Annotated in this window: 22 protein-coding genes; 8 read left to right on the plus strand and 14 right to left on the minus strand. The window is 60.3% G+C overall.

Annotated features, from left to right (window positions below; all coding sequences use genetic code 11):
- The first annotated feature begins 96 nt into the window (after positions 1-96).
- Both DUT91_RS16260 and DUT91_RS16265 read left to right on the plus strand, forming a co-directional pair.
- The gene (locus DUT91_RS16260; protein ID WP_114441563.1) at positions 97-1,617 is read left to right on the plus strand and encodes a flavin-containing monooxygenase; all 1,521 of its coding nucleotides are present in this window, start codon (positions 97-99) and stop codon (positions 1,615-1,617) included.
- 177 nt (positions 1,618-1,794) lie between these two features.
- The gene (locus tag DUT91_RS16265; RefSeq protein ID WP_114441564.1) at positions 1,795-2,412 is read left to right on the plus strand and encodes a YceI family protein; all 618 of its coding nucleotides are present in this window, start codon (positions 1,795-1,797) and stop codon (positions 2,410-2,412) included.
- A gap of 164 nt (positions 2,413-2,576) precedes the next feature.
- Here the strand turns inward: DUT91_RS16265 and DUT91_RS16270 are convergent, their stop codons facing one another.
- Positions 2,577-3,002 (minus strand): BA14K family protein, encoded by a 426-nt coding sequence (locus DUT91_RS16270; protein WP_114441565.1) that lies wholly within the window; start codon positions 3,000-3,002, stop codon positions 2,577-2,579.
- A gap of 29 nt (positions 3,003-3,031) precedes the next feature.
- On the minus strand, positions 3,032-3,166 hold the full coding sequence (locus DUT91_RS27185; protein ID WP_281032618.1) for an EF-hand domain-containing protein: 135 nt from the start codon (positions 3,164-3,166) through the stop codon (positions 3,032-3,034).
- Between the two features lie 514 nt (positions 3,167-3,680).
- Here DUT91_RS27185 and DUT91_RS16280 point away from each other — a divergent pair.
- The 5 genes from DUT91_RS16280 to DUT91_RS16300 are packed head-to-tail and all read left to right on the plus strand — an operon-like array spanning position 3,681 to position 6,011.
- Positions 3,681-4,109 carry an EF-hand domain-containing protein gene (locus DUT91_RS16280; protein ID WP_245419757.1) on the plus strand — a complete coding sequence of 143 codons (429 nt, stop codon included), beginning with the start codon at positions 3,681-3,683 and terminating at the stop codon, positions 4,107-4,109.
- A gap of 50 nt (positions 4,110-4,159) precedes the next feature.
- On the plus strand, positions 4,160-4,540 hold the full coding sequence (locus DUT91_RS16285) for a hypothetical protein (protein WP_114441566.1): 381 nt from the start codon (positions 4,160-4,162) through the stop codon (positions 4,538-4,540).
- Positions 4,541-4,570: 30 nt separating this feature from the next.
- Entirely contained in the window at positions 4,571-5,167 is a 597-nt protein-coding gene (locus tag DUT91_RS16290) for an RNA polymerase sigma factor (protein ID WP_245419762.1), read from the plus strand.
- Entirely contained in the window at positions 5,164-5,613 is a 450-nt protein-coding gene (locus DUT91_RS16295) for a hypothetical protein (protein WP_114441568.1), read from the plus strand. The genes DUT91_RS16290 and DUT91_RS16295 overlap by 4 nt, the downstream gene beginning before the upstream one ends.
- A complete protein-coding gene (locus DUT91_RS16300; RefSeq protein WP_114441569.1) occupies positions 5,610-6,011 on the plus strand; it encodes a periplasmic heavy metal sensor in 402 nt (133 codons plus the stop codon). Before DUT91_RS16295 ends, DUT91_RS16300 begins: the two co-directional genes overlap by 4 nt.
- A gap of 44 nt (positions 6,012-6,055) precedes the next feature.
- Here DUT91_RS16300 and DUT91_RS16305 read toward each other — a convergent pair whose 3' ends face one another.
- The 8 genes from DUT91_RS16305 to DUT91_RS16340 form a co-directional block, all read right to left on the minus strand.
- Positions 6,056-7,831 carry a M14 family metallopeptidase gene (locus DUT91_RS16305; protein ID WP_114441570.1) on the minus strand — a complete coding sequence of 592 codons (1,776 nt, stop codon included), beginning with the start codon at positions 7,829-7,831 and terminating at the stop codon, positions 6,056-6,058.
- Between the two features lie 6 nt (positions 7,832-7,837).
- Complete coding sequence (locus tag DUT91_RS16310; protein ID WP_114441571.1) at positions 7,838-8,704, minus strand: ABC transporter permease; 867 nt, start codon at positions 8,702-8,704, stop codon at positions 7,838-7,840.
- An 8-nt stretch (positions 8,705-8,712) separates the two neighbouring features.
- Positions 8,713-9,636, minus strand: a complete 924-nt coding sequence (locus DUT91_RS16315; protein WP_114441572.1) for an ABC transporter permease — start codon at positions 9,634-9,636, stop codon at positions 8,713-8,715.
- Positions 9,637-9,698: 62 nt separating this feature from the next.
- Positions 9,699-11,234, minus strand: coding sequence for an ABC transporter substrate-binding protein (locus tag DUT91_RS16320; RefSeq protein ID WP_114441573.1), 1,536 nt, complete (start codon positions 11,232-11,234; stop codon positions 9,699-9,701).
- A gap of 55 nt (positions 11,235-11,289) precedes the next feature.
- Positions 11,290-13,155: an ABC transporter ATP-binding protein gene (locus DUT91_RS16325; protein ID WP_114441574.1), complete on the minus strand. Its 1,866-nt coding sequence runs from the start codon at positions 13,153-13,155 to the stop codon at positions 11,290-11,292.
- Positions 13,152-14,900, minus strand: coding sequence for an acetyl/propionyl/methylcrotonyl-CoA carboxylase subunit alpha (locus DUT91_RS16330; RefSeq protein WP_114441575.1), 1,749 nt, complete (start codon positions 14,898-14,900; stop codon positions 13,152-13,154). The genes DUT91_RS16325 and DUT91_RS16330 overlap by 4 nt, the downstream gene beginning before the upstream one ends.
- Complete coding sequence (locus DUT91_RS16335) at positions 14,897-16,498, minus strand: 5-oxoprolinase subunit B/C family protein (protein WP_114441631.1); 1,602 nt, start codon at positions 16,496-16,498, stop codon at positions 14,897-14,899. The genes DUT91_RS16330 and DUT91_RS16335 overlap by 4 nt, the downstream gene beginning before the upstream one ends.
- 41 nt (positions 16,499-16,539) lie before the next feature.
- Positions 16,540-17,313: a LamB/YcsF family protein gene (locus DUT91_RS16340; RefSeq protein WP_200834986.1), complete on the minus strand. Its 774-nt coding sequence runs from the start codon at positions 17,311-17,313 to the stop codon at positions 16,540-16,542.
- A gap of 218 nt (positions 17,314-17,531) precedes the next feature.
- Between DUT91_RS16340 and DUT91_RS16345 the strand changes: the two genes are divergently transcribed.
- Entirely contained in the window at positions 17,532-18,266 is a 735-nt protein-coding gene (locus tag DUT91_RS16345; RefSeq protein WP_114441576.1) for a GntR family transcriptional regulator, read from the plus strand.
- A gap of 309 nt (positions 18,267-18,575) precedes the next feature.
- Here DUT91_RS16345 and DUT91_RS16350 read toward each other — a convergent pair whose 3' ends face one another.
- The 4 genes from DUT91_RS16350 to DUT91_RS16370 all read right to left on the minus strand — a co-directional run bounded on the left by DUT91_RS16350 (position 18,576) and on the right by DUT91_RS16370 (position 22,234).
- The gene (locus DUT91_RS16350) at positions 18,576-19,208 is read right to left on the minus strand and encodes a Vgb family protein (protein WP_114441577.1); all 633 of its coding nucleotides are present in this window, start codon (positions 19,206-19,208) and stop codon (positions 18,576-18,578) included.
- 39 nt (positions 19,209-19,247) lie between these two features.
- A complete protein-coding gene (locus DUT91_RS16355; RefSeq protein WP_114441578.1) occupies positions 19,248-20,468 on the minus strand; it encodes a helix-turn-helix domain-containing protein in 1,221 nt (406 codons plus the stop codon).
- Positions 20,469-20,883: 415 nt separating this feature from the next.
- The gene (locus DUT91_RS27440; protein WP_425373808.1) at positions 20,884-21,312 is read right to left on the minus strand and encodes a LysR substrate-binding domain-containing protein; all 429 of its coding nucleotides are present in this window, start codon (positions 21,310-21,312) and stop codon (positions 20,884-20,886) included.
- Between the two features lie 43 nt (positions 21,313-21,355).
- Entirely contained in the window at positions 21,356-22,234 is an 879-nt protein-coding gene (locus DUT91_RS16370; protein ID WP_114441580.1) for a GNAT family N-acetyltransferase, read from the minus strand.
- Between the last annotated feature and the right edge of the window lie 185 nt (positions 22,235-22,419).

Consider the following 22,419-nt stretch of genomic DNA (forward strand, 5'->3'; position numbering starts at 1 on the left):
TCTTAGTAAGCGGCGCCGGCGATTAGGAACCATTTAGCAATATCAGCCCGGGCGACTGACTATAAAGCGTTTTTCCGAAACAATGGAGAGACCTTGATGCATGTTGTAAAAGAATCCGTAGCCGTGATCGGTGCCGGACCAGGCGGTTTGGTAACCGCACGCTGGCTTGCTGCGCACGGGTTTGAGCCGGTTCTGTTCGAAGCGACCGACAGCCTCGGCGGCCAGTGGAACGCCGCCAGCACCGCAAGTGCGACCTGGAGCGGCATGCGCACCAATACAAGCCGGATCATGACCGCCTTTTCCGATCTGGATCACGCACCCGATGTCGCCGTCTATCCGCGTCAGGACCAGATGCTCTCCTATCTCGAGCACTATGCCAGAAAATACGATCTCATCCGCCAGGTCCGCTTCGGGACACGCGTCCTTAATCTGGACATGGCTGGGAACGGTGGCTGGGCCATCCGTTACAAGGCGGGGGGCGTAGAGGGCGAGGAAATCTTCCGCCGGGTTATCGTGGCGACCGGCGCGCAGTCAGCGGCAAAAGTGCCTGATGTACCAGGCATAGAAAGCTTCGCCGGCGGCCTTGGTCTCGTCCACACTTCTCAATATGACGGACCGGAGCGTTTTCGCGGGCGCACAGTCGTCGTCGCCGGTGGTTCGATCAGCGCACTGGAGATCGCCTCCGACCTCGCCTTCAATGGCGCCAGGGTCGTTTCCGCCACACGTCGCCAACGCTATATTCTTCCCAAGCTCATCGCGGGTATTCCGACCGAGCATGTCATGTTCACCCGCGCAGCCGCCCTTGCGGGCGAGTTACTGCCGCCGGAGGCGCAGGCGGAAGGGTTGAAAGCGGCAGTCCTGCGCGCTGGCGGCTACCCGCAACAATATGGTGCGCCGGCACCTGAAGCCAATATTTTTGCCGCCGGTATAACGCAGTCCCAGTCATTCCTGCCTGCGGTCGCAGAGGGACGCATCGCGGTGCGCCCGTGGATCGACCGGATTGACGGCGAGCACGTGCATTTCTGCGATGGAACGGCCGAAGCAGCCGACGCCATCTTACTCGCAACAGGATACCGCCTTTCGCTGCCCTGGCTGGCGCCGAGGCTTGTCAAAACACTTGCTCTTGGCGACGACGGGATGGATTTGCATGCACATACATTCCATCCGGCTCTGCCCGGACTGGCCTTCGTGGGGCTCTACAATCTTATCGGCCCCTACCTGCCGGTTCTGGAGCTTCAAGCCCGCTGGGTTGCCTATATGATGGCAGGTCTCGTGCCACCGCCAACCTCCGGGGAAATGGAGGAGGGACTGAGGTCCTCCCGTGAGATGCGCGCCCGAGGGCAACAGCCGGTACTTCATGCGCTCGCCGTCATGCTCGCGCGCAAGGCCGGCGTGGAGCCAGACCTGCGCGAATTCCCGCAACTCGAGCGCGCGCTTCTGTTCGGTCCGCTGTCAGCCGTGAGCTTTCGCCTGCAGGGTCCTGACTGTCTGGATGATGCGGCGGATAGAATAGCTGAGGCCGCCGCTGCTTTTGGCGCTATCTGCGGAGAGGTCCACACACCTGAAGAAAATCAGCTGCGCCGTCTTCTCGGCCTAGAAACCCCTGTAGCCGCCTGATCCTGGATGCTGAGTTTTATATGCGCGAACGAATAGAGGCATGAAAACTGCCTCGATCCCTCTAGCTTTCGCTGACGCCCCATGTGCGGGAAAGCTCGACCACAACTATCCAGGCAAGGGTGACTGAAAACGCTCATCCTCGGCCCTATCCCAACCATACCCGAAAGAGTAAGAACCATGTTTCGCACTGCTGTATTCTGCGCCATGCTGGGCGTTTTCTGGTCGCCGGGGTCCCTTGCGGCGAATAGTTTGGCGCCTGCGGGCACCTATAAAACAGATCCATCACATTCAAGCCTTCACTGGTCTTTCAGCCATTACGGTCTGTCCAGCTTTACAGCCCGCTTCACGAAGGTGGATGCACGGTTGGTCTGGAATCCTGAAAAGCCTGAACGCTCGGCCTTAACGGTGAAAATTGATCCGCTTTCCGTGCGGACCGACTATCCTTGGCCCGAGCAAGTAGATTTTGATGGCAAGATCGGTGGTCATGAAATGTTCCTCGCGGGAAAGCCGATTACTTTTCGTTCCAGAAAAATCATCGTGACAGGAGAAAAGACAGGAACAGTGGAGGGCTTGCTCACCTTCCGCGGCAAGAGCCATCCCGCCAGCCTGGACGTCGTGTTCAACGGATCCATGGCCGACCATCCCATGATGAGGGTGGCCAAACTCGGCTTCTCGGCAACCGGTACGATCCGCCGAAGCATGTGGGGCTTGGATTTCGCGATCCCCGAACTGGGCGACGAAGTCAAACTGGTGATTGAAACGCAAATGGTGCCCGCCGACTTTGTTTTCGAATAGGTCCGGCGATCTCCGTGAGATCGAATATCAGGAACCGGGCTGCAACTCACGGAGCTTCTGGTGAGCATCTGCAAAGCTGCCGCGCCACATTTCCCGTAACCGAAAAGCCGACCGGTGGCTGCCACCACCGGTCGGCTCCTATTCTATTATCGTCTCCCAACCAGTCAGTTGTACGGTGACCAGCACTGTTGGCGCGGACCATCATAGGGCTGATAGGTATTGTCGTAGGCTCGGTACGACCGGTAATGATCAAAGCACCAGTGGATGTGTGCCGCCGTCAGACGGCGAGGGAGCGGTACCGGGTGGGCCAGCGTGCCGCCAACAATAACGCCTCTGGCAAAGGCGGCGGGGGGAAACCAATATCCCCGATAAAAGCGGTAGCCGGGGCGAGCCACCACGATGCCGCGATATCCGTTAAAGTAGTGAATGCCGCCGACGACGTAGTATCTGTGTCTGTGGCCGACTTCCTCAACCAAGCCTTTATTCTCTACAACAACCGATGGCCGGTAAAGCGAACTCGCCAACACGGGGGTGGGCAGGGTGAAAAGGAGAAGTGCGGAGGTGAAAAAGGAGGCAGCTGGCTTGTTCATGGGCTTGAAGATCCTGTTGCTGGAGTGGGTTAGGGGTGGCGGAGCGTCCTGAGTTCCGAGAGGGAAAGTGAGCGGTCGCCATTGATATCGGCACGCAACAGGCGATCCGGGATGAACCGAGAGAACTCGGCCCTGGAAATCCGCCCGTCGCCATTCGCATCCATGCGCAGGACCTGCTTTTCCAGGCCTTCAGCCGTCGCAATTTGAAGCCCGCCGCCTTTCCTCACATGCTGCAGGGCGGCGACGACCTGGCTATTGTCGAGTGGTCTGCGTCCAGTCGGTCAAACAGGGCGGCCCGCGCCGTCTGTATCTCGGCAAACTGAAGCGCTCGATCACCGTTCTGATCCATTTGGCGAAAGGCCTGCCGGGCTTTCTGCCCGTCCGCCGCACAAGCGCCGCCAGTTGTGAGGGCAACCATCACGCAGGCAAGCAATTTCCAATTCATTCTCTTCTCCCTCCTCAGGTGGGCGTGGCATCAATGCGAGCTTCTACGGGCGCAACAGGTCGCTCCTACGCAGTGCTTGGATTTTTCTTTCGGGAGCTTTGGGGGCGGCGGCGCACGCCGGACCAACATGGAATCGTCAGGAAGCGCGTAGGAGGTGAGCCAGCGGCTCGTATAGGTCTGCGTAACCGTCCCACGGGCGAACCGAAACCACCTGATCTAAGGAAACACATCCCATGAAACAGGCTTCATACTGGCTGACTGCAACCATGGTCGCCGCGCTCTTCCTGTCGGCCCCCTCGGCGCAGGCGCAGGCGTCTCCCATCCTTCAGCGGCTCGATGCAAACAGTGATGGCGCTATCTCGCGCGAGGAGATCCTGGCAACGCGCGCAAAACTGTTCGCTCGCCTCGACCTGAACGGCGATGGTGCAATCGGCGAAGACGAGAAGGAACGGTTACGTGATGCGATCATGGACCGCGCGATGGCGATGCAAGCGCGTTTCGCAAATCAGATGCAACGGCTGGATACCAGCGGCGATGGCAGGGTGTCCGAGGATGAGTTTCGCGCTCGCACGTTCTTCTTCGACCTTGCCGACCGTGACGGGGATGGCAAGCTGTCCGCCGCCGAATTTCTCGTCATCCGCAACATCATGTTCAACCGCTGAGGTTGACCGCCGGCTGAGCCCGGAATTCAATCAATCATGAGGAGTTTACAATGATTTCTTCCTTGAAAACACCGCTTGCCGTGCTTGTCATTGCCGTATTGCTTGCTCCGTTTCCTGCCCAGGCGGAGGAATGGACCCGCGATACCCGGAACGGAGGGCAGATCACCCGCACCATTACGAAGGACGGCAACGTTTATTCGGGAAAGACGACGCGCGTCGGGCCAGATGGTGGGACCTACACATCGAATTCGGCCTGCCAGGCCGGTGTCGTCGATCGCTGCCGCCGGAGCTATTCCGCTTCCGGCCCCAACGGCCGGACTATTTCCGGCAATACGGCGACGGCAAGAGGTCCCTACCGTGTACGTTCGATGGGTGTTCACACCGGCCCGCGAGGTCATGTCGGCGTGGGTTTTCGCCGCCGTTGGCGGTGAGCCGACGTGAACCCATCGCGTGCCCCGGAAATGGCAGGAGTGCCTGAGCGTCACGATGACGAGGCGCTGCTCGCTCGCATCGCCGCGGGCGAGCAGCTTGCCCTTCGGCAGCTTATTGACCGGCACGGGCGTGGCCTGCGCCTGTTCGCCGGGCGCTATCTCGGAAATGCCGATGAAGCTGAGGATGTTGTGCAAGAGGTCTTCATAGCCGTCTGGAAGAACGCTGGACGCTATGATTACGCCAAGGGACGAGCGACCACCTGGATTTACCGGATCGCCGCAAATCGCTGCATTGACGTCAAGCGTTGGCGCAGGTTCCGCGTGTTTGTCGGGTTCGATGATACCCACGACCAGTTTCCATCAGACAACCCTGAAGCCGATACACAGATCGGTGCGCGGCAAGACTTGGCCATTGTTCGCGCGGGTCTGGGTAACTTGCCGGACCGGCAGCGCATGGCGCTTCTCCTGCGCGCGGTCGCCGACCTTGACGTCCCTGCGATAGCCGACGTGATGGGAGCGAGTGCTGGGTCGATAGAACAGTTGCTTGTCAGAGCGAGGCGAACGCTGAGGGCCTGGCTTGCGGCAGCCGGAACGTCTGAATCGCGAAAAGAAAGGATTTCAAAATGAACAGGGGCGAGTTCGAACGTTTGAAGGTTCGGTTTGGCGTTGAGATCGCCGCATGGCCGGCGCCTTACCATCGAGAGGCGTTGATCTTCCTAACGGCGGATCGGCAGGATGCAATCGACGAAAATGAGAAGCTCGATCGTCTTATTCTTGAGGCAGCGACCGCGCCGACTGACGAGCATGCGCTCGCCCGCGCGGTAATCGCCCAGATTGGGCGGCCAAAGCATAAGGTCTTCGGTCTTTCGCTCGATATCAAATCATGGTCGATGCCGGCCATGGCGGCGAGTATGGTCGTCGTTTTGATGGTCTCGGCTATCGGCGGCTACATGGTCGCGGGCGTGGAAACGGAAATCTCCGACAATGAGCTCATGGCCTTCGCAGTAGGGGGCTCCCCAACCGAGCTCGCAGAAACGATAGGTGTCACGCAAAACAACGGAGGTCACCTGTGAAACCGTTTTCATGGCTGCGAGCAGTCTTCTTCGTCGTCTTCGCAGCGTCGCTGGTCGGGAACTTCTTTGCGCTGGGCTACGTATTCAACAGCCAGCGTGACGCGCCGGCGATGTCAGTACTTGCTGAAGGTGCATTCTCGGCTTATCCGGAGGAGGTCCGCGTCGAATTCAGGCGGTTGCTACGTGAAAACAGGCCCCGGACCGTTGAAGCGCTTCGTAAACTGAGAGAAGCACGTGGCCAATTGGCATCCGTGGCGAAATCCTCTCCGCTCAACGAAGTGGAAGTGGAAAAGGCAATGCGTGATGTCCGAACCGCGACGGATGCACTCCAGCGCCTCATGCAGGAATTGCTTCTGAACGCCCTCCAAAACACGGACCGCGCAAGGTCTTCGTCCTGAATGAGCACCGCGAAAAATTTTGCGATGCGCGATGGTGCCTCGCCTCAGCGCCCAGTCAGTTGAAGCGCAGAGAGAATGGATTGAGGTTGCGGGTGCACACTGTCTGATATTTCCTGCCAGGCGGCGTAGGCGGAAAGGACCATTTCCATCTGGGCCGTATGGCCGGCGATGAAGTCTTTGCAGTAGATGGTTTCGTCGGGATATTCACTGATGAGGGTCATCGGCACATCGTGGCGATCATCAACCGAGGAGAGACAGGGAAAGCCGTTGATGATCCGGAAGCCGGTTTCGCCGGCATGGACCTCGTAAAGGGCGATCTGACGAGCATTGTAGTCATGCAGTCCGGGGATGGTGCCAAGATGGCGCGTCACCTTGTCCAGAAGCGCTTCGGCTTGTTCTTCCCAGCCCGCATGGTGGCGCACCACGAGGAAAAAGCCCTTTGGCAACGTCCACATGGCGAAGTTGCGCGGCACATAACCGGATAGCGGTCGTGTCCACTCATGCGATGGGTAGCCATGCAGGTTGATATGCAGCGTGGCACTGCTGACCTCCTGTGCCTTGAAGCGGATTTCCTTCTCATTGAGATGGGGGCCGACATTCTCCTGTGTTCGGTATTCAAGATCGTCGCCCAGCGCGGTGTAGCGCGCCGCGTGATGCATATGGCGCGGATTGTCGGCCCGCAGGCGCTGGTGAACCGCATAGCCGTCGGGGTTTTCAAGTGGCGAGATCGTGAAATGCGCACCGGAACGTTTTGCGAGCTCAAGGCCCGCTCGCAAGGCACCGACAATGCCGGTCGTTTCATTGGGATGCTGGCCACCGCTGATCATCACCGGGACGTCCGTTCCCCTGAGATAGCGCGCCGAAACGGCGCGGCCGGCGCGGGATCGCGCCTGAAGCGGCACGCCGCCGAGTTGCTCGAGCGCCCTGGCGACCTGTCCTGCGGCCAGCGGCTCCGCCGCTGTGTCAATCGCCTGGTCCGCGCCATCGAGAAAGCCGGTTGAAAGCGGTATTGTCTCGACAGTAACCGTGACAATACCGTCGCTCCCGATGATTTCCGGCACGATCTGGCCGGGCTTCAGGCCGCGATCACCGAGAGGACGGCCCGATTTCTTCTGAAAAAACTCGAGAAGCGAAAAATAGAAATCCTCATGCAGAGCCTCGCGCAGGCTCATCACCTCGTCGCCAACCGCCAGTGGTTCATCTTCAGCAGGAAATTCCACCCGGATGTTCAGCTCTTCGAAATAGGGCTCTTCATCGCCCCATGCGGCCTCGGTCACCGCGCCGATGGCGGCTTCGAAGAGCGCCTCATATTCCGTCTCCAGCCGCTCACCGATACCGTCGCCTTCACGGCAAAACCAGCCGGTAGGCGACACATTGGTCTCGCCAGATGTATCGATATGGACCCGGTTGGGGGCCAGAACGGTCACGGTTTCAACCTTTCCGTCACGCACCAGCTTTACGTCATAGAAAAACCGAGCATCGTCGCGTGGGTTAAAGTTGATTTTGATGTTGCCGACCAGCGCTGCCAGCGGATAAGCTTCCAGTCGGAAGCGGTTCTGTGGCGCTTTTTCATGGATGGGATAGCGGATCTCGATCGATTCGACCCCGGCAAGGTCGATTTCTTCGAGGAAGACGCAGAGCAGGGGCTTGTAGGCGCTGCGGATGCGGGCTGTGACGCCTTTCTCCGCAAGCTTTCGTTGGGCAGCCAGGCGGCTTTTCCTGTCGTCGAAGGTCCATGCTTCGAAGCTTTGGCCGGGGACGCCCTTGGCGACAAGCTGATCCAGGGTGCGGTCGAAAGACTTGGCGAATATCTCGGTCATCTCGCTTTACCTCGAAGTTCGTCCGGTTGGATCGAGGCTGTCGCGCAGCCAGTCGCCCAGAAGATTGAGACCGAGCACGGTCAGCAGGATGGCGAGGCCCGGGAAAACGCTGACCCACCAGGCGATTTGAAGGTAGGTGCGGCCATCCGCCAGCATCCCGCCCCAGCTTGGGATGGTCGGATCGACGCCCATGCCCAGGAAGGTCAGGCTGCTTTCCAGCAGGATGTTGTTGGCGACGTTCAGCGTCATCAGCACGATGACAGGCCCGATCAGATTGGGCAGCAGGTGCTGGAAGATGATGCGCCAGTCGCGCACACCGATCGCACGTGCCGACAGAATGAACTCGCGCTCGCGCAAAGTCAGCACCGATCCGCGGACGAGGCGGGCATATTGCACCCATTGCGAAACGATCAGCAGGATGATGGTGTTGGTCAGGCTGCCGCCGACAATGGCGATGAAAGTGATCGCCAGCAGGATGAACGGCATGGCGAGTTGCAGATCTGCGAAGTGCATCACGACCATGTCCCAGAACCCACGATAATAGCCGGCAACAAGGCCCATGAGGACGCCGAATAGCACCGAGCCGGCCACAGAAGTGAAACCGACGAACAGTGAAATCTTGCCGCCGGCGACGACCCGCGCCAGCACATCGCGGCCGAGCGGATCGGTGCCAAGGGGATGGGCTGCGGTGGTGAACGGTTTGGCAAGACGCGCCATCAGGTCGATCTTGTCGGCGCCACCGGGAAACAGCTGGCTGGAAAAGAGTACGGCGAGACAGATGATGATCGTCAGCGACGCGCCCAGGATGAATTCCAGGCTATTGAAGCGCGACAGGCGGAAAGTCTTGGCAGCAGACAAAAGCTTGACGGTCATGGGGCCATCTACTCCGTACGAATACGCGGGTCGACGAGCCCGTAGGCAATATCGACAAGGAGATTGATGCCGACGATCAACAGCGAAAGCACTGTGATCACGGCCTGGAGGACGGGATAGTCGCGCGCGCCCACCGCATCGAAGGCGAGGGTGCCCAGGCCTGGCCAGTTGAAGACGCGCTCAATGACGACGATGCCCCCCAAAAGCCCGCCGAACTGCAGGCCGAAATAGGTGATCAGCGGGATGGCGCAATTGCGAAGCGCATGCTTGTACAAAACCTTGGTTTCGCTCAACCCCTTGGCGCGCGCCACCATGATATATTGCGATTGCAGGGTCTCCAGCATCGAGGTGCGGACGAGGCGGACATTCGTCGCGGTGAGGATGATGCCCATCGTGATAGCCGGCATGACATAGCTGGCCGCGCCCGACATGCCGCTTGGCGGCAACCATCCCAGCGTTATCGAGAACAGCAGCACGAGCATGGTCGCGAGCCAGAAGTTCGGGAATGATAGTCCGACGAGCGAGAAAATGCGGATGATCTGATCGGCGCCCTTGCCCTTGGAAGTCGCGGCTTTGATCCCCAGCGGGATGGACAGCACGACCGATACCGCCATCGAGATGAAGGCAAGCAATAGCGTCGCCGGCAGGGCCTCGCCGATCAGCAGCGAAACGGAGGTTCCTCCGGTAAAACTGCGGCCCAGATCGAGAGTGACCAGGCCTTTCAGGAAATGCAGATACTGGACGATAAATGGCTGGTCGGTGCCAAGCGCCGCGCGAATGCGCGCCAGATCGGCCTCCGTCATGGCGCCGCCGCCCTGAAACATCGTCACGGCCGGGTCGCCGGTCAGGCGAATGGCGAAAGAGACCACGAGCGTGATGGCGATGACGACAAAGATCGCCTGTAGCAATCGCTTGATAAGAAAACCGGCCACGGTGCTTTTCCTTGCAATTCGAGAGGGTGCCACCCGTGAACAGACGGCACCCTGAGTTCAGATTATTCGACCGTGACGTCGTTCAGCTTCATGCGGTTATCGGGCGCGGGAACAAAGCCCTTTACCCGTTTGCTGATGCCGTAGATGGCATTGCTGTTGTAGAGCGGCAGTTCGAGCGCCCGGTCGGCCGCATAACGGGCCACTTCTTGCAGGATCTTCTCACGCTCCGCGCGATCAGTCAGCGGACGCTGCGATTCCAGGAGTTTGTCCAGCTTCTCGTCCTTGTCATACGGGTTCCACTTTTCACCGGAGTGGTACATCGCATAGGCGGTGTTGTCATAGTCAAAGGTCCAGCCGCCCCATTTCTGCTGGAACATCGCGCCGGTCTTGCCCTGCGGGATGATATCGTTGAGCAGAACATTGGTTTCATACGGCTTGATGGTTGCCGTGATGCCGACCATGGACAAATAGCTGGAGACGACTTGCGCTACCTCATTCATCGTGGCGTCATTGCCGCGAATATCGATCTGCACCGTTGCGCCGGGTTTTACGCCGGCTTCGGCCAGGAGCTTCTTTGCGGCTTCAGGGTCGTAGGGGAGCGTCTTGAGGCCCTCATCGTATCCGAAGGAAAGCGCGCTTTGGAAGCTGCTGATCTCGGAAGCCTGACCCGCCAGGATCGATTTGACGATGGTGGCGCGATCGACCGCCATGATGATCGCCTTGCGCACCTTCGGATCGGCGGTGATGCCGTCGCGCGTGTTAAAGCGCAGCGCATCGACCGTCGGGCCGGGAACGCTGATGACTTCCAGCTTGGAATCCCCCTGGATGACCGGGATCATGCCGATCGGGATGGTCGGGGGAATGACCAGATCGACGCGGCCGGCCTGAAGCTCGGCCACGGCCGTCGCGGGCTCGGCGATGAAACGGTATTCAAGCTCGGACAATTTTGGTGCGCCGCCCCAATAGTCCGGATTGGCTTGGAGCTTGATGTCTATTTTCGGCGCATACGAAACGAACTTGAACGCTCCGGTGCCGACCGGATTGAGATTGAAATTATCCTCGCCCTTTTCCTGGATGTATTTCGGCGGAACGATCATGGCGCCATAGCCTGCAAGTTTGGTGAGCAGGACGGGATCCGGAGCCTTGAGCTTCATGTCGACGGTGAAATCGTCGATGATTTCGATGCTGTCGATGGCGATATAGTTGGAACGCTGCGGCCCCTTGGCGCCTTCATCGCCCAAAAGCCGCTCGAAGGTGAACTTCACCGCCTCGGCGTTGAAGGGTTCGCCATCGTGGAACTTGACTCCTTCGCGCAGCTTGAAGCGGATGCGCTTGCCGTCGTCGAGTTCTTCCCAGGATTCGGCAAGGCCGGGCACGAGTTTGAGATCGGGACCGCGATAGGTCAGCCCGTCGAAAATATTGGTGGCAACCGCCGCCCATTGCACCAGAAACGTGTCGACCGGGTCCCAGCTTCCCGGATCCTGAGGCGAGGAAACGGTCATCTTGCCAGCGGCGAACGCTGGCCCGGCAAAGATGGCCGCGCCTGACAAGGCAAGCGCCATGAAAGTCGTCGTCAGTCCCCGTTTGGTTATTTTCATTGATCTGCTCCTTCAGATGATTGCGATTTTTCGTAGGTTTTAAACATTCTTGAATCTAGGCATCGTGCTTTCCGAAAATCGGGGCCGATTTTCGGGCCGATGCTGTCGCGACGAAGTGACCTGGATTGGGTTCGTCATGGCTGAGGATCGCCGGCTCATCGCCGACACGATGGACGGGATTGGGAATATCCCCTTCGATCAGATCCGTGTTGCGTTCGGCTGTCGGATCGGCAACCGGCACGGCGGAAAGAAGCCGGCGCGTGTAATCGTGCTTCGGTGTCTCGAACACCTGCCGACGGCTGCCCATTTCCATGATCTGGCCGAGATAGAGTACGGCAACGCGATGGCTCATTTTCTCGACCACGGCCATGTCGTGGCTGATGAACAGATAGGCGAGGCCGCGTTCGGCCTGCAGATCCATGAACAGGTTGATGATCTGCGCCTGGATCGAGACGTCAAGCGCCGACAGCGCCTCGTCAGCGATGATGAGCTTCGGATTGGAAGCAAGCGCGCGGGCAATGCAGACGCGCTGGCGCTGGCCGCCGGAGAACTCATGCGGATAACGGTCGGCGTGAGCGGATGTCAGCCCGACGCGCTCCAGCAGTTCGTGGACGCGGCGGCGCACCGCCTTGCTGCCGTCGATCAGTTGATGGGTATTGATCGGCTCGGCGACTGAAAATCCGACCTTCTTGCGGGGATCGAGCGAAGCGAAGGGATCCTGGAAGATGTACTGGACTTCCTGCCGCATCCGGAAGCGCTCGGCGGCGGACATGTTGAGATAGCTCTTGCCGTTGAAGCTGATCTCGCCCGAGAGCGACGTCTGCAACTGCTGGATCGTGCGGCCAATGGTCGATTTTCCGGACCCGGATTCCCCCACCAGGGCGAGCGTCTCGCCGGGATGGATGTCGAAACTGACCTTGGAGACGGCGCTGCAACGATGCGTCGCCTTGCCCAAAATGTTCTTGCGGATGTCGAAGCGGACGAACAGATCCTTGACCGAGACCACCGGTGGCAGGTCGTAGCGGGCGGTGTCCTGCACGCGCTCCTCGCCGACAATCGTCTGCGTGTCGCCATCAAGCACGGTCAGCGGCATGCGCTTGGGGAAATCCTCGCCTGTCAGGCTGCCGAGACGCGGGACAGCGGACAGCAAGGCACGCGTATAGGGATGCTGCGGATTGGCAAATATCTCGCGGACCGGACCTTCCTCGACTTTCCGGCCTTTCCACATGACCACCACGTCATCGGCCATTTCGGCGACAACGCCCATATCGTGGGTGATGAAGATCATTCCCATGCCGAAATCTCGCTGCAAATCCCGCATGATGTTGAGGATCTGCGCCTGGATCGTCACGTCGAGCGCCGTGGTCGGCTCGTCGGCGATAAGAAGCTTCGGGCGGCAGGCCAGCGCCATGGCGATCATCACACGCTGGCGCATGCCGCCGGACAGCTGATGCGGATAACGCTTCAGAAGCTGTTCGGAATCCGGCAGCCGCACCATGTCGAGCAGATGCCTGGCCTCTGCCGTGGCCGCTGCCTTGCTGATGTTTTCATGCAAAAGCAGCACTTCGCAGATCTGGTCGCCGATGGTGAAGACCGGATTGAGCGAGGTCATCGGCTCCTGGAAGATCATGGCGATCTCCTTGCCCCGGATGAGCCGCATCTGCTTCTGCGAGGCCTTGAGAAGGTCTGTGTCGTTGAACAGGATGCTACCTGTCTCGAAATGCGCGCCCATCATGTCGGCAAGCCGCATGACGGACAGCGACGTCACCGACTTGCCTGAGCCGGACTCGCCGACCACCGCAAGGGTGCGGCCTGCTTTCACGGAAAATGAGAGGTCTTCCACCACGCGGTCTGGGCCGAAGCGGACACTGAGATCCTTGATCGATAGGAGAGGGGCATTGGTGCCGGCAGAGATATTCATGCGCTTGCCTCCGGCTTCGAGTGGCGGTCGATCCGCGCGAGCATTGCGCCTGCCGGCTGGTATGATCCGGCTTCGCCGATGATCGTCACCCGGCCCGAAAGGGGAGCCGTTACAGGGGTTTCCATCTTCATTGCTTCCATCATCGCGACGACCGCGCCGGCTTCGACGAAATCGCCGTCGGCAATATTCCATTGCACCAGCGTTCCGGTAAGCGGGGCGGCAATGCCGTCCGCCGCGATCCCGGCGGCGGCTTCCGCGGGCGCTGGCCGAGGCGGCGTCCCACCGAGAAGCGCCAGGAATGTGGCGGGAATCCCGATTTCCACACGCTTGCCGTCCAGTTCGACCTTGCCGCGCAGCATCCCGGTCTGGCCGGACGCTACCGGACGGGTCATCGCTTCGACGGTGCCGGCAAAGTCCGTCTCGATCCATCTTGTATGAACCCGGAAATCCGGTCCGGAAAAATCCGCGTGTTCAAGCACGGCACGGTGGAAAGGCAGGACGGAGGGAACGCCCTCGATGTGGAACTCGCCCAGAGCGCGGCGCGCCCGCGCGATGGCCTGTTCCCGAGTTGCGCCCGATACGATCAGCTTGGCGGCCAAAGAATCGAACATCGGCGCGATGACGGAGCCGGTTTCGACGCCTGAGTCCAGGCGGATGCCGGGGCCGGACGGTGGGGAGAACCGGGTGATATCGCCAGATGAGGGCAGGAAACCGCGACCCGGATCTTCGATATTGATGCGGAATTCTATGGAATGTCCGCGCGGCGCGGGCGTTTCGGTGATGCTCAGCGGCAGGCCTTCGGCGATACGGAACTGTTCGATCACCAGATCGAGGCCGGTCGTCTCTTCGGTCACGGGATGCTCGACCTGAAGGCGCGTGTTCACCTCCAGGAACGAGATCACGCCATCGGCACTGAGCAGGAATTCGACGGTACCGGCGCCGGTATAGCCGGCATCCGTGCAGATATCGCGCGCCGCCGTTTCGATTTTCGCTTGCTGCTTAGGCGACAGGAAAGGCGCAGGCGCTTCCTCGACGAGTTTCTGGTTGCGGCGCTGCAATGAGCAATCGCGGGTTCCGACAACCACGACATTGCCGAGACGATCCGCCAGCACCTGCGCCTCGACATGTCGCGGGCGGTCGAGAAATTGTTCGATGTAGCATTCGCCGCGCCCGAAGGCCGCCATGGCTTCACGGGTTGCGGATTCGAACAGTTCCTCCACCTCATCAAGATGCCTGGCAATCTTCAGGCCGCGCCCGCCGCCGCCATATGCCGCCTTGATGGCGATTGGCAACCCGAAGCGGCGCGCAAATGTCAGCGCTTCCGTGGCGCTCGCGATTGCGCCCTCGCTGCCGGCCACCAGCGGCGCTCCGACCCGCTGGGCGATGCGGCGCGCCTGGAGCTTGTCGCCCAGCGCCTCGATCACCTGCGGATCAGGACCAATCCAGATGAGGCCGGCGTCGATTACCGCTCGTGCAAACTCGGCACGTTCCGAGAGAAAGCCGTAACCGGGATGGACCGCATCGACACCGGATCGTTTGGCGACAGCAACCAGTTTATTGATGTCGAGATAGGTGTCTTTAGCCGTTGCGCCACCCAGCGCATAGGCCTCGTCGGCATGGCCGACGAACAGGGCATCGGCATCCGCGTCCGCGTAGACCGCCACCGATGTGAGGCCATAATCCTTGCAGGCCCGGATGATCCGCACCGCGATCTCGCCGCGATTTGCTACCAGAACCTTTTTCATCGTTGTTTCCCGGGAATGAAATCAGAAGTGAACCGGCTGATTGCGGAGAAGCGGATGCGCGCGCCGGGGGGAATTTGCCCGGCAAGATCGAGATGATGCTCTGCAACATTGGCAATGACGGGGTAGCCGCCGGTGAGAGGGTGATCGGCAAGAAACAGGATCGGCTGGCCATTGGCCGGCACCTGAATAGCGCCGCGGACAGTCGCTTCGCTTGGCAGTTCGCCATGGTTCCCGCGTTCGAGCGCTTCGCCCTCAAGCCTGATGCCAACGCGGCTCGACTGCGGCGTCACCAGCCATTCCTGCGCGAGAAACCTCTCGACCGACCGGGACAGGAACCAGTCGGTGCGCGGACCCATGTTCACGTCAAGCCTCACGGTTTCACCGCGATGCGGCATCACAAAGGCGGGCAGTTCGTGTGTCGAGACAATCGATCCTGGCGGCGCGGCGAGGATCGGGATGATGTCGCCCGGCATCGCGGGAAGCGGTCCAATCTGGGCCAGCGTGTCGCTCGAGGCGCTGCCCAGAACATCAGGTACGTCGAAGCCGCCACGCAAGGCGAGGTAGGAGCGCAGGCCCGCGGATGGTGGCTGGAGCGTGACCATGTCACCGTCATCGAGCGCGACGGCCTGATCATGCGGCGCGGCGATCTCTTTGCCCTCGGCATCGATGATCGTCATTACAGTCGGAGCACCGGCGACCGCCATGACGCCGCGACCGCGCATCCTAAAGCTTAAAGCCCCGAGAGTGATCTCCAGAGCACCCTTACCCGGCGCATTGCCGACGAGGCGGTTGGCTCTCCTGAGACTGCCCCGATCCACCGCGCCGGAAGGGCTGATCCCTTGATTTGCCTGTCCCATCCGCCCCAGATCCTGAAACAGGGCCGGGAGACCGACGGAAACGATCTCCAGGGCTGGCGATGCGGTGCTGGAGGCGCCGCGTGCCACGGCGGGCATCCTGACCGGCGTGGCTATCTCATACGCCTTATCCCTCGCCATGTCGCGGAAGCGCACACGGCTGCCCGGCTGCAACAGCGCAGCGGGCGTCCGATCGGTGTCGAACAGGGCAAGCTGCGTCGTCCCGATCAACTGCCAGCCGCCTGGACCGGCCTTGGGATAAATGCCGCTGAATTCACCGGCCAGACCAACCGCACCGGCGGGAACGCGTGTGCGGGGCGATTTGCGCCGCGGCACGACGAGACGGGGATCGCCCCCCGCCAGATATGCAAATCCGGGCGCAAAACCGGTAAACGCCACCCGATATTCGCTCTGCGTGTGCAGACGCACCACATCCGCCACGCTCATCCCCACAAAATCTGCGACTTCAGCAAGGTCTTCGCCATTGTAGCGCACGGGTATTTCCACCAGCGGGCCGTTCGAGAGCTTTCTTTCGGTTCCGCTCCGGGAGGCTATCGCCGATGTCAGTTCCGCCAGGCCAATCAGGCCGGGATCGAACTGGATCTGCAAGGTGCGGGCGCCGGGAATGACTTCGCGAATGCCAGTGATGGGATTGGCCCGCAAGGCATCGAGCATGCCGAGGCTGGTATCGAGATCGGCAAGTTCGAGCAGGATGCATCCCGCCCTGACAGGCAGAATGCGCATCGATGCGTCTCGCGTCGGACCAAGCGTTGCAGCCTGCATTGTCACCCTTTTGCCAGGTCAGTGAATGGGCGGATGACCAGACCGGACGCTTCGAGAAGGGCGCGCAACCGGACCGCGATTGCGACCGCATCCGGATTGTCGCCGTGCACGCATATGGTTTGCGCGTCGACCTTTGCCGTTTTGCCGTCGATCGCTTCCACTACACCCTCCTTGACGAGGCGAAGCATGCGCTGCGCCACGAGGTCCGGATCATGCAGGACCGCGCCTGCTTCCCGCCGTGACACGAGCTTGCCTTCCGCCGTATAGGCGCGATCCGCAAAGGCCTCGGCCACGACTGAAAGGCCGGAGGCCCGTGCCTGCTCGATCAGCGGCGAACCGGCCAGTGCGACAAGCACCAGGCTCGGGTCAACCGCAAGTATCGCGGCAATGACATCACCTGCCTGGCGTTTATCAAAGGAAATCGTGTTGTACAGGGCGCCATGCGGCTTCACATAGGTGATCCGCGTGCGGGCTGCCGTTGCCAGCCCTTTCAGCGCACCGATCTGATAGATGACGTCGCCGATGAGCTCCTCGCTGCTCGGATCCATGTTCCGGCGTCCGAACCCGGCCAAATCCCTATAGCCGACATGGGCGCCGATGGCCACGCCGCGCTCATCTGCCGCGCGCAGTGTCCTCAAGATACCCGCCGGATCGCCTGCATGAAAGCCACAGGCAATGTTCGCGCTGCTCACGACGTCGAGCATCGCGGCATCGTCGCCCATCTTCCAGGCACCGAAGCTTTCACTCAAATCGCTGTTAAGGTCGATCGTCAGCATAGAACCGCTCCACTCAAGATGATGAACGCTAGCAAGAGCAGACAATCCTGTCCATAGTGTTGAACAATTATCCTTTATCATCCTACAAATTGCCGGTGCCATGCAAATCAGATATGGATTGTGAGAATCGAAATCCCCTCGCTTTCCTGTTGAAGTGAAGCGCATATCTCTGCGATCGCTTATGCAGCGCGAGCATCGGGACAATGAAATTGGTTGGGATGGGCGGAAAAACGGCTTTGGCGGCGAGCAAGCAAAAGACAGATGGCGCGAAGTCCGTGGATCGGACGAGCGGCGCCTCATCCGAGCCGACCCTGACGTTGGCGGAAACGGTGGCTTCGCGCATTCGCGAGAAGGTCGTTTCAGGCAAGCTTACCCCCGGCAGCCATCTCTCGGAGCTCACACTCAGCGAAGAAATGCAGGTCTCGCGCAATACCTTGCGTGAGGTTTTCCGGTTGCTGACCCAGGAAGGCCTGCTGCGATACGAGGCCAATCGCGGCGTCTTCGTATCGACGCCTAGCATGTCCACCATTATCGATATCTACCGGATCAGGCGTTTCATCGAGTGCCCCGCCCTGGCCAATGCCCATCCACGCCATCCCGGCGCAAAGAACATGCGGGCTGCGGTCGAGGCGGCCCACCAATGCCAGGAAGCCGGCGACTGGCTCGGCGTGGGCAGTGCGGATATCGCGTTTCACGCCGCAATCATCGAACTGGCGGATAGTCCTCGGCTCTCGGGATTTTATGCGCAGATCGCGCTGGAGCTCAGGCTGGTTTTCGGGCTGCTGCAAGACCCGGAATTTCTGCATAGCCCATTCATCGATCAGAACCGCAGCATCGTAACGCAGCTGGAGAGCGGCAAGGCCGCCGATGCCGCCGACACGCTGGAGGCCTACCTCGTTCAAGCGGAACGTTTCATCCTCGGCGCCTATGCGCGGGTCTCGTCAAGCCGGTAATGCGCTGCTCGGACCGCTGCAAAATGACGTACGGTCCGCGCGCCAGATAATGGTCGAGTCTTGCGGCGATAGACCCACCAACGCCCCGCACGATGCAGATCGAAGGCCGGCCTTCTCTATTGTGACTGTCGGCGGACATAGAGCAGCCGCATGTTCCATGTCCACGGTTTTGCACATTGCAAGCCCGGTTGCCTGTAGACCCAGCCTGCTTGCGAGGCTGGCTGAATTGGCGACATTTATATCAATGTTGCAGCCAGCGCTCAGCTACTCGCTTCATCGCAGGATTAGGAATTGTCGTCCTCCGCAGTCTCATCTGGGTCGGCGGACTGCCCTTATCTTGCCACTGTCTCCGCCGCCACAGAAAAACTGATCGCCGCCATTGGACTCAAGTCCCGACACGCCCGCCCCGGCAGGCATTTCCAGTTTTTCCAGGACTTCTCCTGTTTCAGGATCTATGCGCCGCAAATCGCTTTCGTCACCTTCCCAGGTGGCGTGCCACAATTCGTGGTCAAGCCAGGTGACCCCGGTGACGAAGCGGCTGCAATCTATGGTGCGCAGAATGGCCCCGGTCTGTGGATCGATCTGATGGATCTTGCGCTCGCGATATTGTCCCACCCACAGCGTTCCTTCGGCCCAGGCGAGGCCTGAACCACCGCCATTGCCCGGCGCCGGGATCGTGGCGAGCACGCGACCGCTTTCAGGATCGATTTTCTGGATGCGGTCCTCGGCAAGTTGAAACAGATGCTCGCCGTCGAAAGCCGTTCCCGCATGCGCGGCGACATCGATCGAGCGAACCTTCTTCCCACTCGTCGGATCCAGGGCGTTGAGCCTGTCTCCTGAGGCGAACCAGATGTTTTGACCGTCAAAGGTGACGCCATGAACCTGGTCAGCGCCCGGAAAGGGGCCGTATTCATGGAGGATTTCGGCTTGTGTCTGTTTCATGGTCTCTTCCTCGATAATTTTTTTCACCTGTGAAGAAGCTTAGCCGCTCGGCAGGGGGCCGGGGAGTAACAATGCCGTCGGGAATCCGGGCAAGGGCGGCATCATCCAACGCCGGGCTCTCGCCCGGCCAAACGACTGCACCTTGCCCGCTGCCGCGAGGTGTTCGAGCGCGCGTTGTACAGTGCGGGGGCTGGTTGCGAGCGCAATCGCCAGGGCCGAGCTCGACCATGACTCGCCGTCGGCAAGGAAGGCGAGCACTGCCGCATGGCTCTCTTCGACGGGCGGTGCCAATACGACGATCTCTGGAGCCCGACAGGGCGCCAGCGCAAAGCCGCGGGTCGTCGCGCTGACATCAGCCAGTTCCCGAAGTTCGGCGCGAAGCCGTCCGATTTCAACCCGCAACCGCGCGCGATGCGATTCGTCGGCATATCTGGCGCCAAAAGCGCGGGCGAGCAGGGCGCTCCTCGAAACATCTGCGGGCCAAGCTTCGGCCAGAGCACGGACCAATGCGAATAAAACCGGGCGTGTCGCGAGCGAGACGACCACGTCAGCTCCTCGTACGACATTGCGGCACGCATCCACCACGAGCGCCCCTGACGCCAGCAGCACTTCGACCTCATCGAGCAGAAGAGGACGCTCTTCGCCGGAGGCAATCAGCCGCGCTGCTTGTGTGTTCAACAGGCGAAAGGCGCTTTCGACCTCCGTTGTCAGGCCGGGTATGCCGGCCGCCCGTGCGGCAAGCTCCGCCCGTGTCAGGGCTTCACGTGCCGCCTTCGCCTTGATGCGCCGGATGGCGATTCCGGCGATCGCGAGTTCGTGAGCTGCCTTTAATGCAGGCGGGAGCGCCGCGGGGTCCATGCCGGCAAGCAGGTGCTCGGCCTCGCCCAGCCGACCGATCAGGAGCAGGCGCCGGATTTCAAGATTGCGCGCATGCGCCGCATTGATGCGATCACCACGCGCTTCGAGCGTCGTGCGCGCCCTTTCCAGGGCCTTTTGAGGCCAGGTGAGGTCGCGCGAGACAAGGGCGATCTCGGCTTCTGCGAGAACACACCGCGCGCGAGCAACCGCCTCCCTCGGGCCAAAGGCGCGCGCCGCACTCTTAAGGAGCGTTTTCGCTCGCACGAAATCGCCGAGCTGAGCCATCGCGATGCCACGAAGGGCAAGCGCAGGGGCATCGTCACGCAGCGCGACCCGTTTCAATGCGCTGATGGGATCACCGGCCGCGAGCGCGCGTGCGGCGGCGGTAATCAGCGAGTCCATCGGAATCCCGTCACACTTGTCACTCCTATTGTTTCGCGGTCCGGCGCTAATCTATCCCGTGCCCCATCAAGCCAAAAGAAGGAGACAAGAGCAATGGCCCCGACCAAAGCTGATATCGGCGCAAGCCTGTATGATGCGGCCCACAGTGAATGCAGGGATGCGCCCGACCGTGTGGCTGGCTTGCTGTCTCTCGCGGCGGCGCCGGCTTTCGCAGTCATGGCTATGCTTTCTGGTCTTTCCGGTGAAGCGCCGGCTATGCTCTGCTCGACCACGCATGGTGCATGGCAAATCACCGGTATGGCAACGATGTATGGGTTGATGGCCTTATTTCACGCAAGCCCCTGGCTGAGGCTGATTTCCCATCGGCGAAGCCGCATCTAGCGCTCGGGTAACGAGAAGGAAGCGTTGCTGCATCTCACTCTTTGATCCTGCTGCGGTGAGCGCGCCGCGCAATTCCAATATCAGCACCCGAACCTTTTGCGGGACCAGTCTGCTTGTCGGATGGATAGCCCATATTGATCGGCCCGGGGCACCGCATCCTCCCTAGATCGATGCGCTGAGACGACCCGCCTTCAGAATCCTCTTCAACACTCCAGACAGCGAGGAGGGCGATGCCGCCACCGGCAAGGCACGTCGCATGGTAGCCTTGGATCGTACTGGAGGAAAAACGTGCGGAAAGGCGGACCTGCCTTTCCCTTCCTGCCGAAATGAACGTCCAATGGGTCATGCCGAACAATGGAAGACAGATATGCTGGACGAGATCGTTCGTCGAAACCGGCGCGCCACATTTAGAAGCTAGAAGCTTCCAGCCATGCACGGCGATGAAATCTACCGAGTGAGGCACGCCTCCTGCAACCGGAGAGTGTGAATGCAAGAGCTTGCTGCAATCAGTTCAATGCATGGCCGGCCAAACCGTAAACCCATGGCCCGTTGTCTTCCCGGGTCAGGAATCGGCGTCCTTTGGACATGGTCGTAACGGTGTCGGATAAGCCGAGGCGGCTCTGCTGAAGGAACTCGGCAAACATGCCGTCTTTTTCGCGTGTATCGACGCGGACGAACCGCCTTGTGAGATCCTTCAGATGAACGGCTGTGAGATGGATCGCGTCATGATCATTTTTAGCGACGATAGGGCCGATCACATGCCCGCGGCCGAACTCGCGCCTCATGGAATATCCGACGATTTCCCCACCGCGCTTTAAAGTACAAACGGAAGCATTTTCCGAAAGCAATGCGAGCACCCTTTCGCGGTTCGTCCCAAATGCACGCGTATCCAGCGACGTGATCTCCTTGAGCCTGTTGCTTGATTTCACATTCAGTTCACCTTCCAGAACAGGCGTTGCCGGAAGCTCTGGCGGCACTTCTCCCTGGCACTTATATACGATCGCTTCCGCCGTAAAGCCGAGTGACACATAAAGAGGATAGGCGGGATGGGTCGCATTCAGGGTCAAAATGCGATCGCCGCACTGCTCAAGCACCAGGTCCATGAGCCATCGGCCGCCTCCTTGCGCCTGGCCACGGGGCGCTGTGATAACCGAGCCGATCGTGGCGAGGTCGTCTCCCTGAGGGAACCACATTGCGCTGCCGAAAACGCGTCCGATGCCGTCAACGGCAACGATACCGTGACCGGCGCGGCGCAGTAACTCCCAATCCTGGGGCCGGTGCGGCCAGCCAACACCGATGGAAAGCGCGTGAAGCAGCTTCACATCAACTTCAGCTATATCCCGCGCCACCAGTTCGAATGATTTCAGGCGCACTGATCGTTGCATTTCAGCTTATCCGCTCCTTCACCCCATGCCCCTTCTATGGGCATATGGTGTTTTTCATTCTGCTGCCTATTGCAATGCTGCAGCACATCTCTTTTGCGCAGCATTGCATCGAAAAGCCAGCAAGTTTTGCTTGTTCAGGGGCATAATTCGCAATCTTCAGCCGATGCGCAGCACTATTTGGCAGA

This window comes from Paramesorhizobium salinisoli (assembly GCF_003335045.1).
Lineage (GTDB): Bacteria > Pseudomonadota > Alphaproteobacteria > Rhizobiales > Rhizobiaceae > Paramesorhizobium > Paramesorhizobium salinisoli.

Excerpts from the sequence above, each read along its gene's own strand:
- DUT91_RS16260 (WP_114441563.1), top strand. The coding sequence starts at position 97 with ATGCATGTTGTAAAAGAATCCGTAGCCGTGATCGGTGCCGGACCAGGC.
- DUT91_RS16265 (WP_114441564.1), top strand. The coding sequence starts at position 1,795 with ATGTTTCGCACTGCTGTATTCTGCGCCATGCTGGGCGTTTTCTGGTCG.
- DUT91_RS16270 (WP_114441565.1), bottom strand. The coding sequence starts at position 3,002 with ATGAACAAGCCAGCTGCCTCCTTTTTCACCTCCGCACTTCTCCTTTTC.
- DUT91_RS27185 (WP_281032618.1), bottom strand. The coding sequence starts at position 3,166 with ATGGATGCGAATGGCGACGGGCGGATTTCCAGGGCCGAGTTCTCTCGG.
- DUT91_RS16280 (WP_245419757.1), top strand. The coding sequence starts at position 3,681 with ATGAAACAGGCTTCATACTGGCTGACTGCAACCATGGTCGCCGCGCTC.
- DUT91_RS16285 (WP_114441566.1), top strand. The coding sequence starts at position 4,160 with ATGATTTCTTCCTTGAAAACACCGCTTGCCGTGCTTGTCATTGCCGTA.
- DUT91_RS16290 (WP_245419762.1), top strand. The coding sequence starts at position 4,571 with ATGGCAGGAGTGCCTGAGCGTCACGATGACGAGGCGCTGCTCGCTCGC.
- DUT91_RS16295 (WP_114441568.1), top strand. The coding sequence starts at position 5,164 with ATGAACAGGGGCGAGTTCGAACGTTTGAAGGTTCGGTTTGGCGTTGAG.
- DUT91_RS16305 (WP_114441570.1), bottom strand. The coding sequence starts at position 7,831 with ATGACCGAGATATTCGCCAAGTCTTTCGACCGCACCCTGGATCAGCTT.
- DUT91_RS16310 (WP_114441571.1), bottom strand. The coding sequence starts at position 8,704 with ATGACCGTCAAGCTTTTGTCTGCTGCCAAGACTTTCCGCCTGTCGCGC.
- DUT91_RS16320 (WP_114441573.1), bottom strand. The coding sequence starts at position 11,234 with ATGAAAATAACCAAACGGGGACTGACGACGACTTTCATGGCGCTTGCC.
- DUT91_RS16325 (WP_114441574.1), bottom strand. The coding sequence starts at position 13,155 with ATGAATATCTCTGCCGGCACCAATGCCCCTCTCCTATCGATCAAGGAT.
- DUT91_RS16330 (WP_114441575.1), bottom strand. The coding sequence starts at position 14,900 with ATGAAAAAGGTTCTGGTAGCAAATCGCGGCGAGATCGCGGTGCGGATC.
- DUT91_RS16335 (WP_114441631.1), bottom strand. The coding sequence starts at position 16,498 with ATGCGCATTCTGCCTGTCAGGGCGGGATGCATCCTGCTCGAACTTGCC.
- DUT91_RS16340 (WP_200834986.1), bottom strand. The coding sequence starts at position 17,313 with ATGCTGACGATCGACCTTAACAGCGATTTGAGTGAAAGCTTCGGTGCC.
- DUT91_RS16345 (WP_114441576.1), top strand. The coding sequence starts at position 17,532 with ATGGGCGGAAAAACGGCTTTGGCGGCGAGCAAGCAAAAGACAGATGGC.
- DUT91_RS16350 (WP_114441577.1), bottom strand. The coding sequence starts at position 19,208 with ATGAAACAGACACAAGCCGAAATCCTCCATGAATACGGCCCCTTTCCG.
- DUT91_RS16355 (WP_114441578.1), bottom strand. The coding sequence starts at position 20,468 with ATGGACTCGCTGATTACCGCCGCCGCACGCGCGCTCGCGGCCGGTGAT.
- DUT91_RS16370 (WP_114441580.1), bottom strand. The coding sequence starts at position 22,234 with ATGCAACGATCAGTGCGCCTGAAATCATTCGAACTGGTGGCGCGGGAT.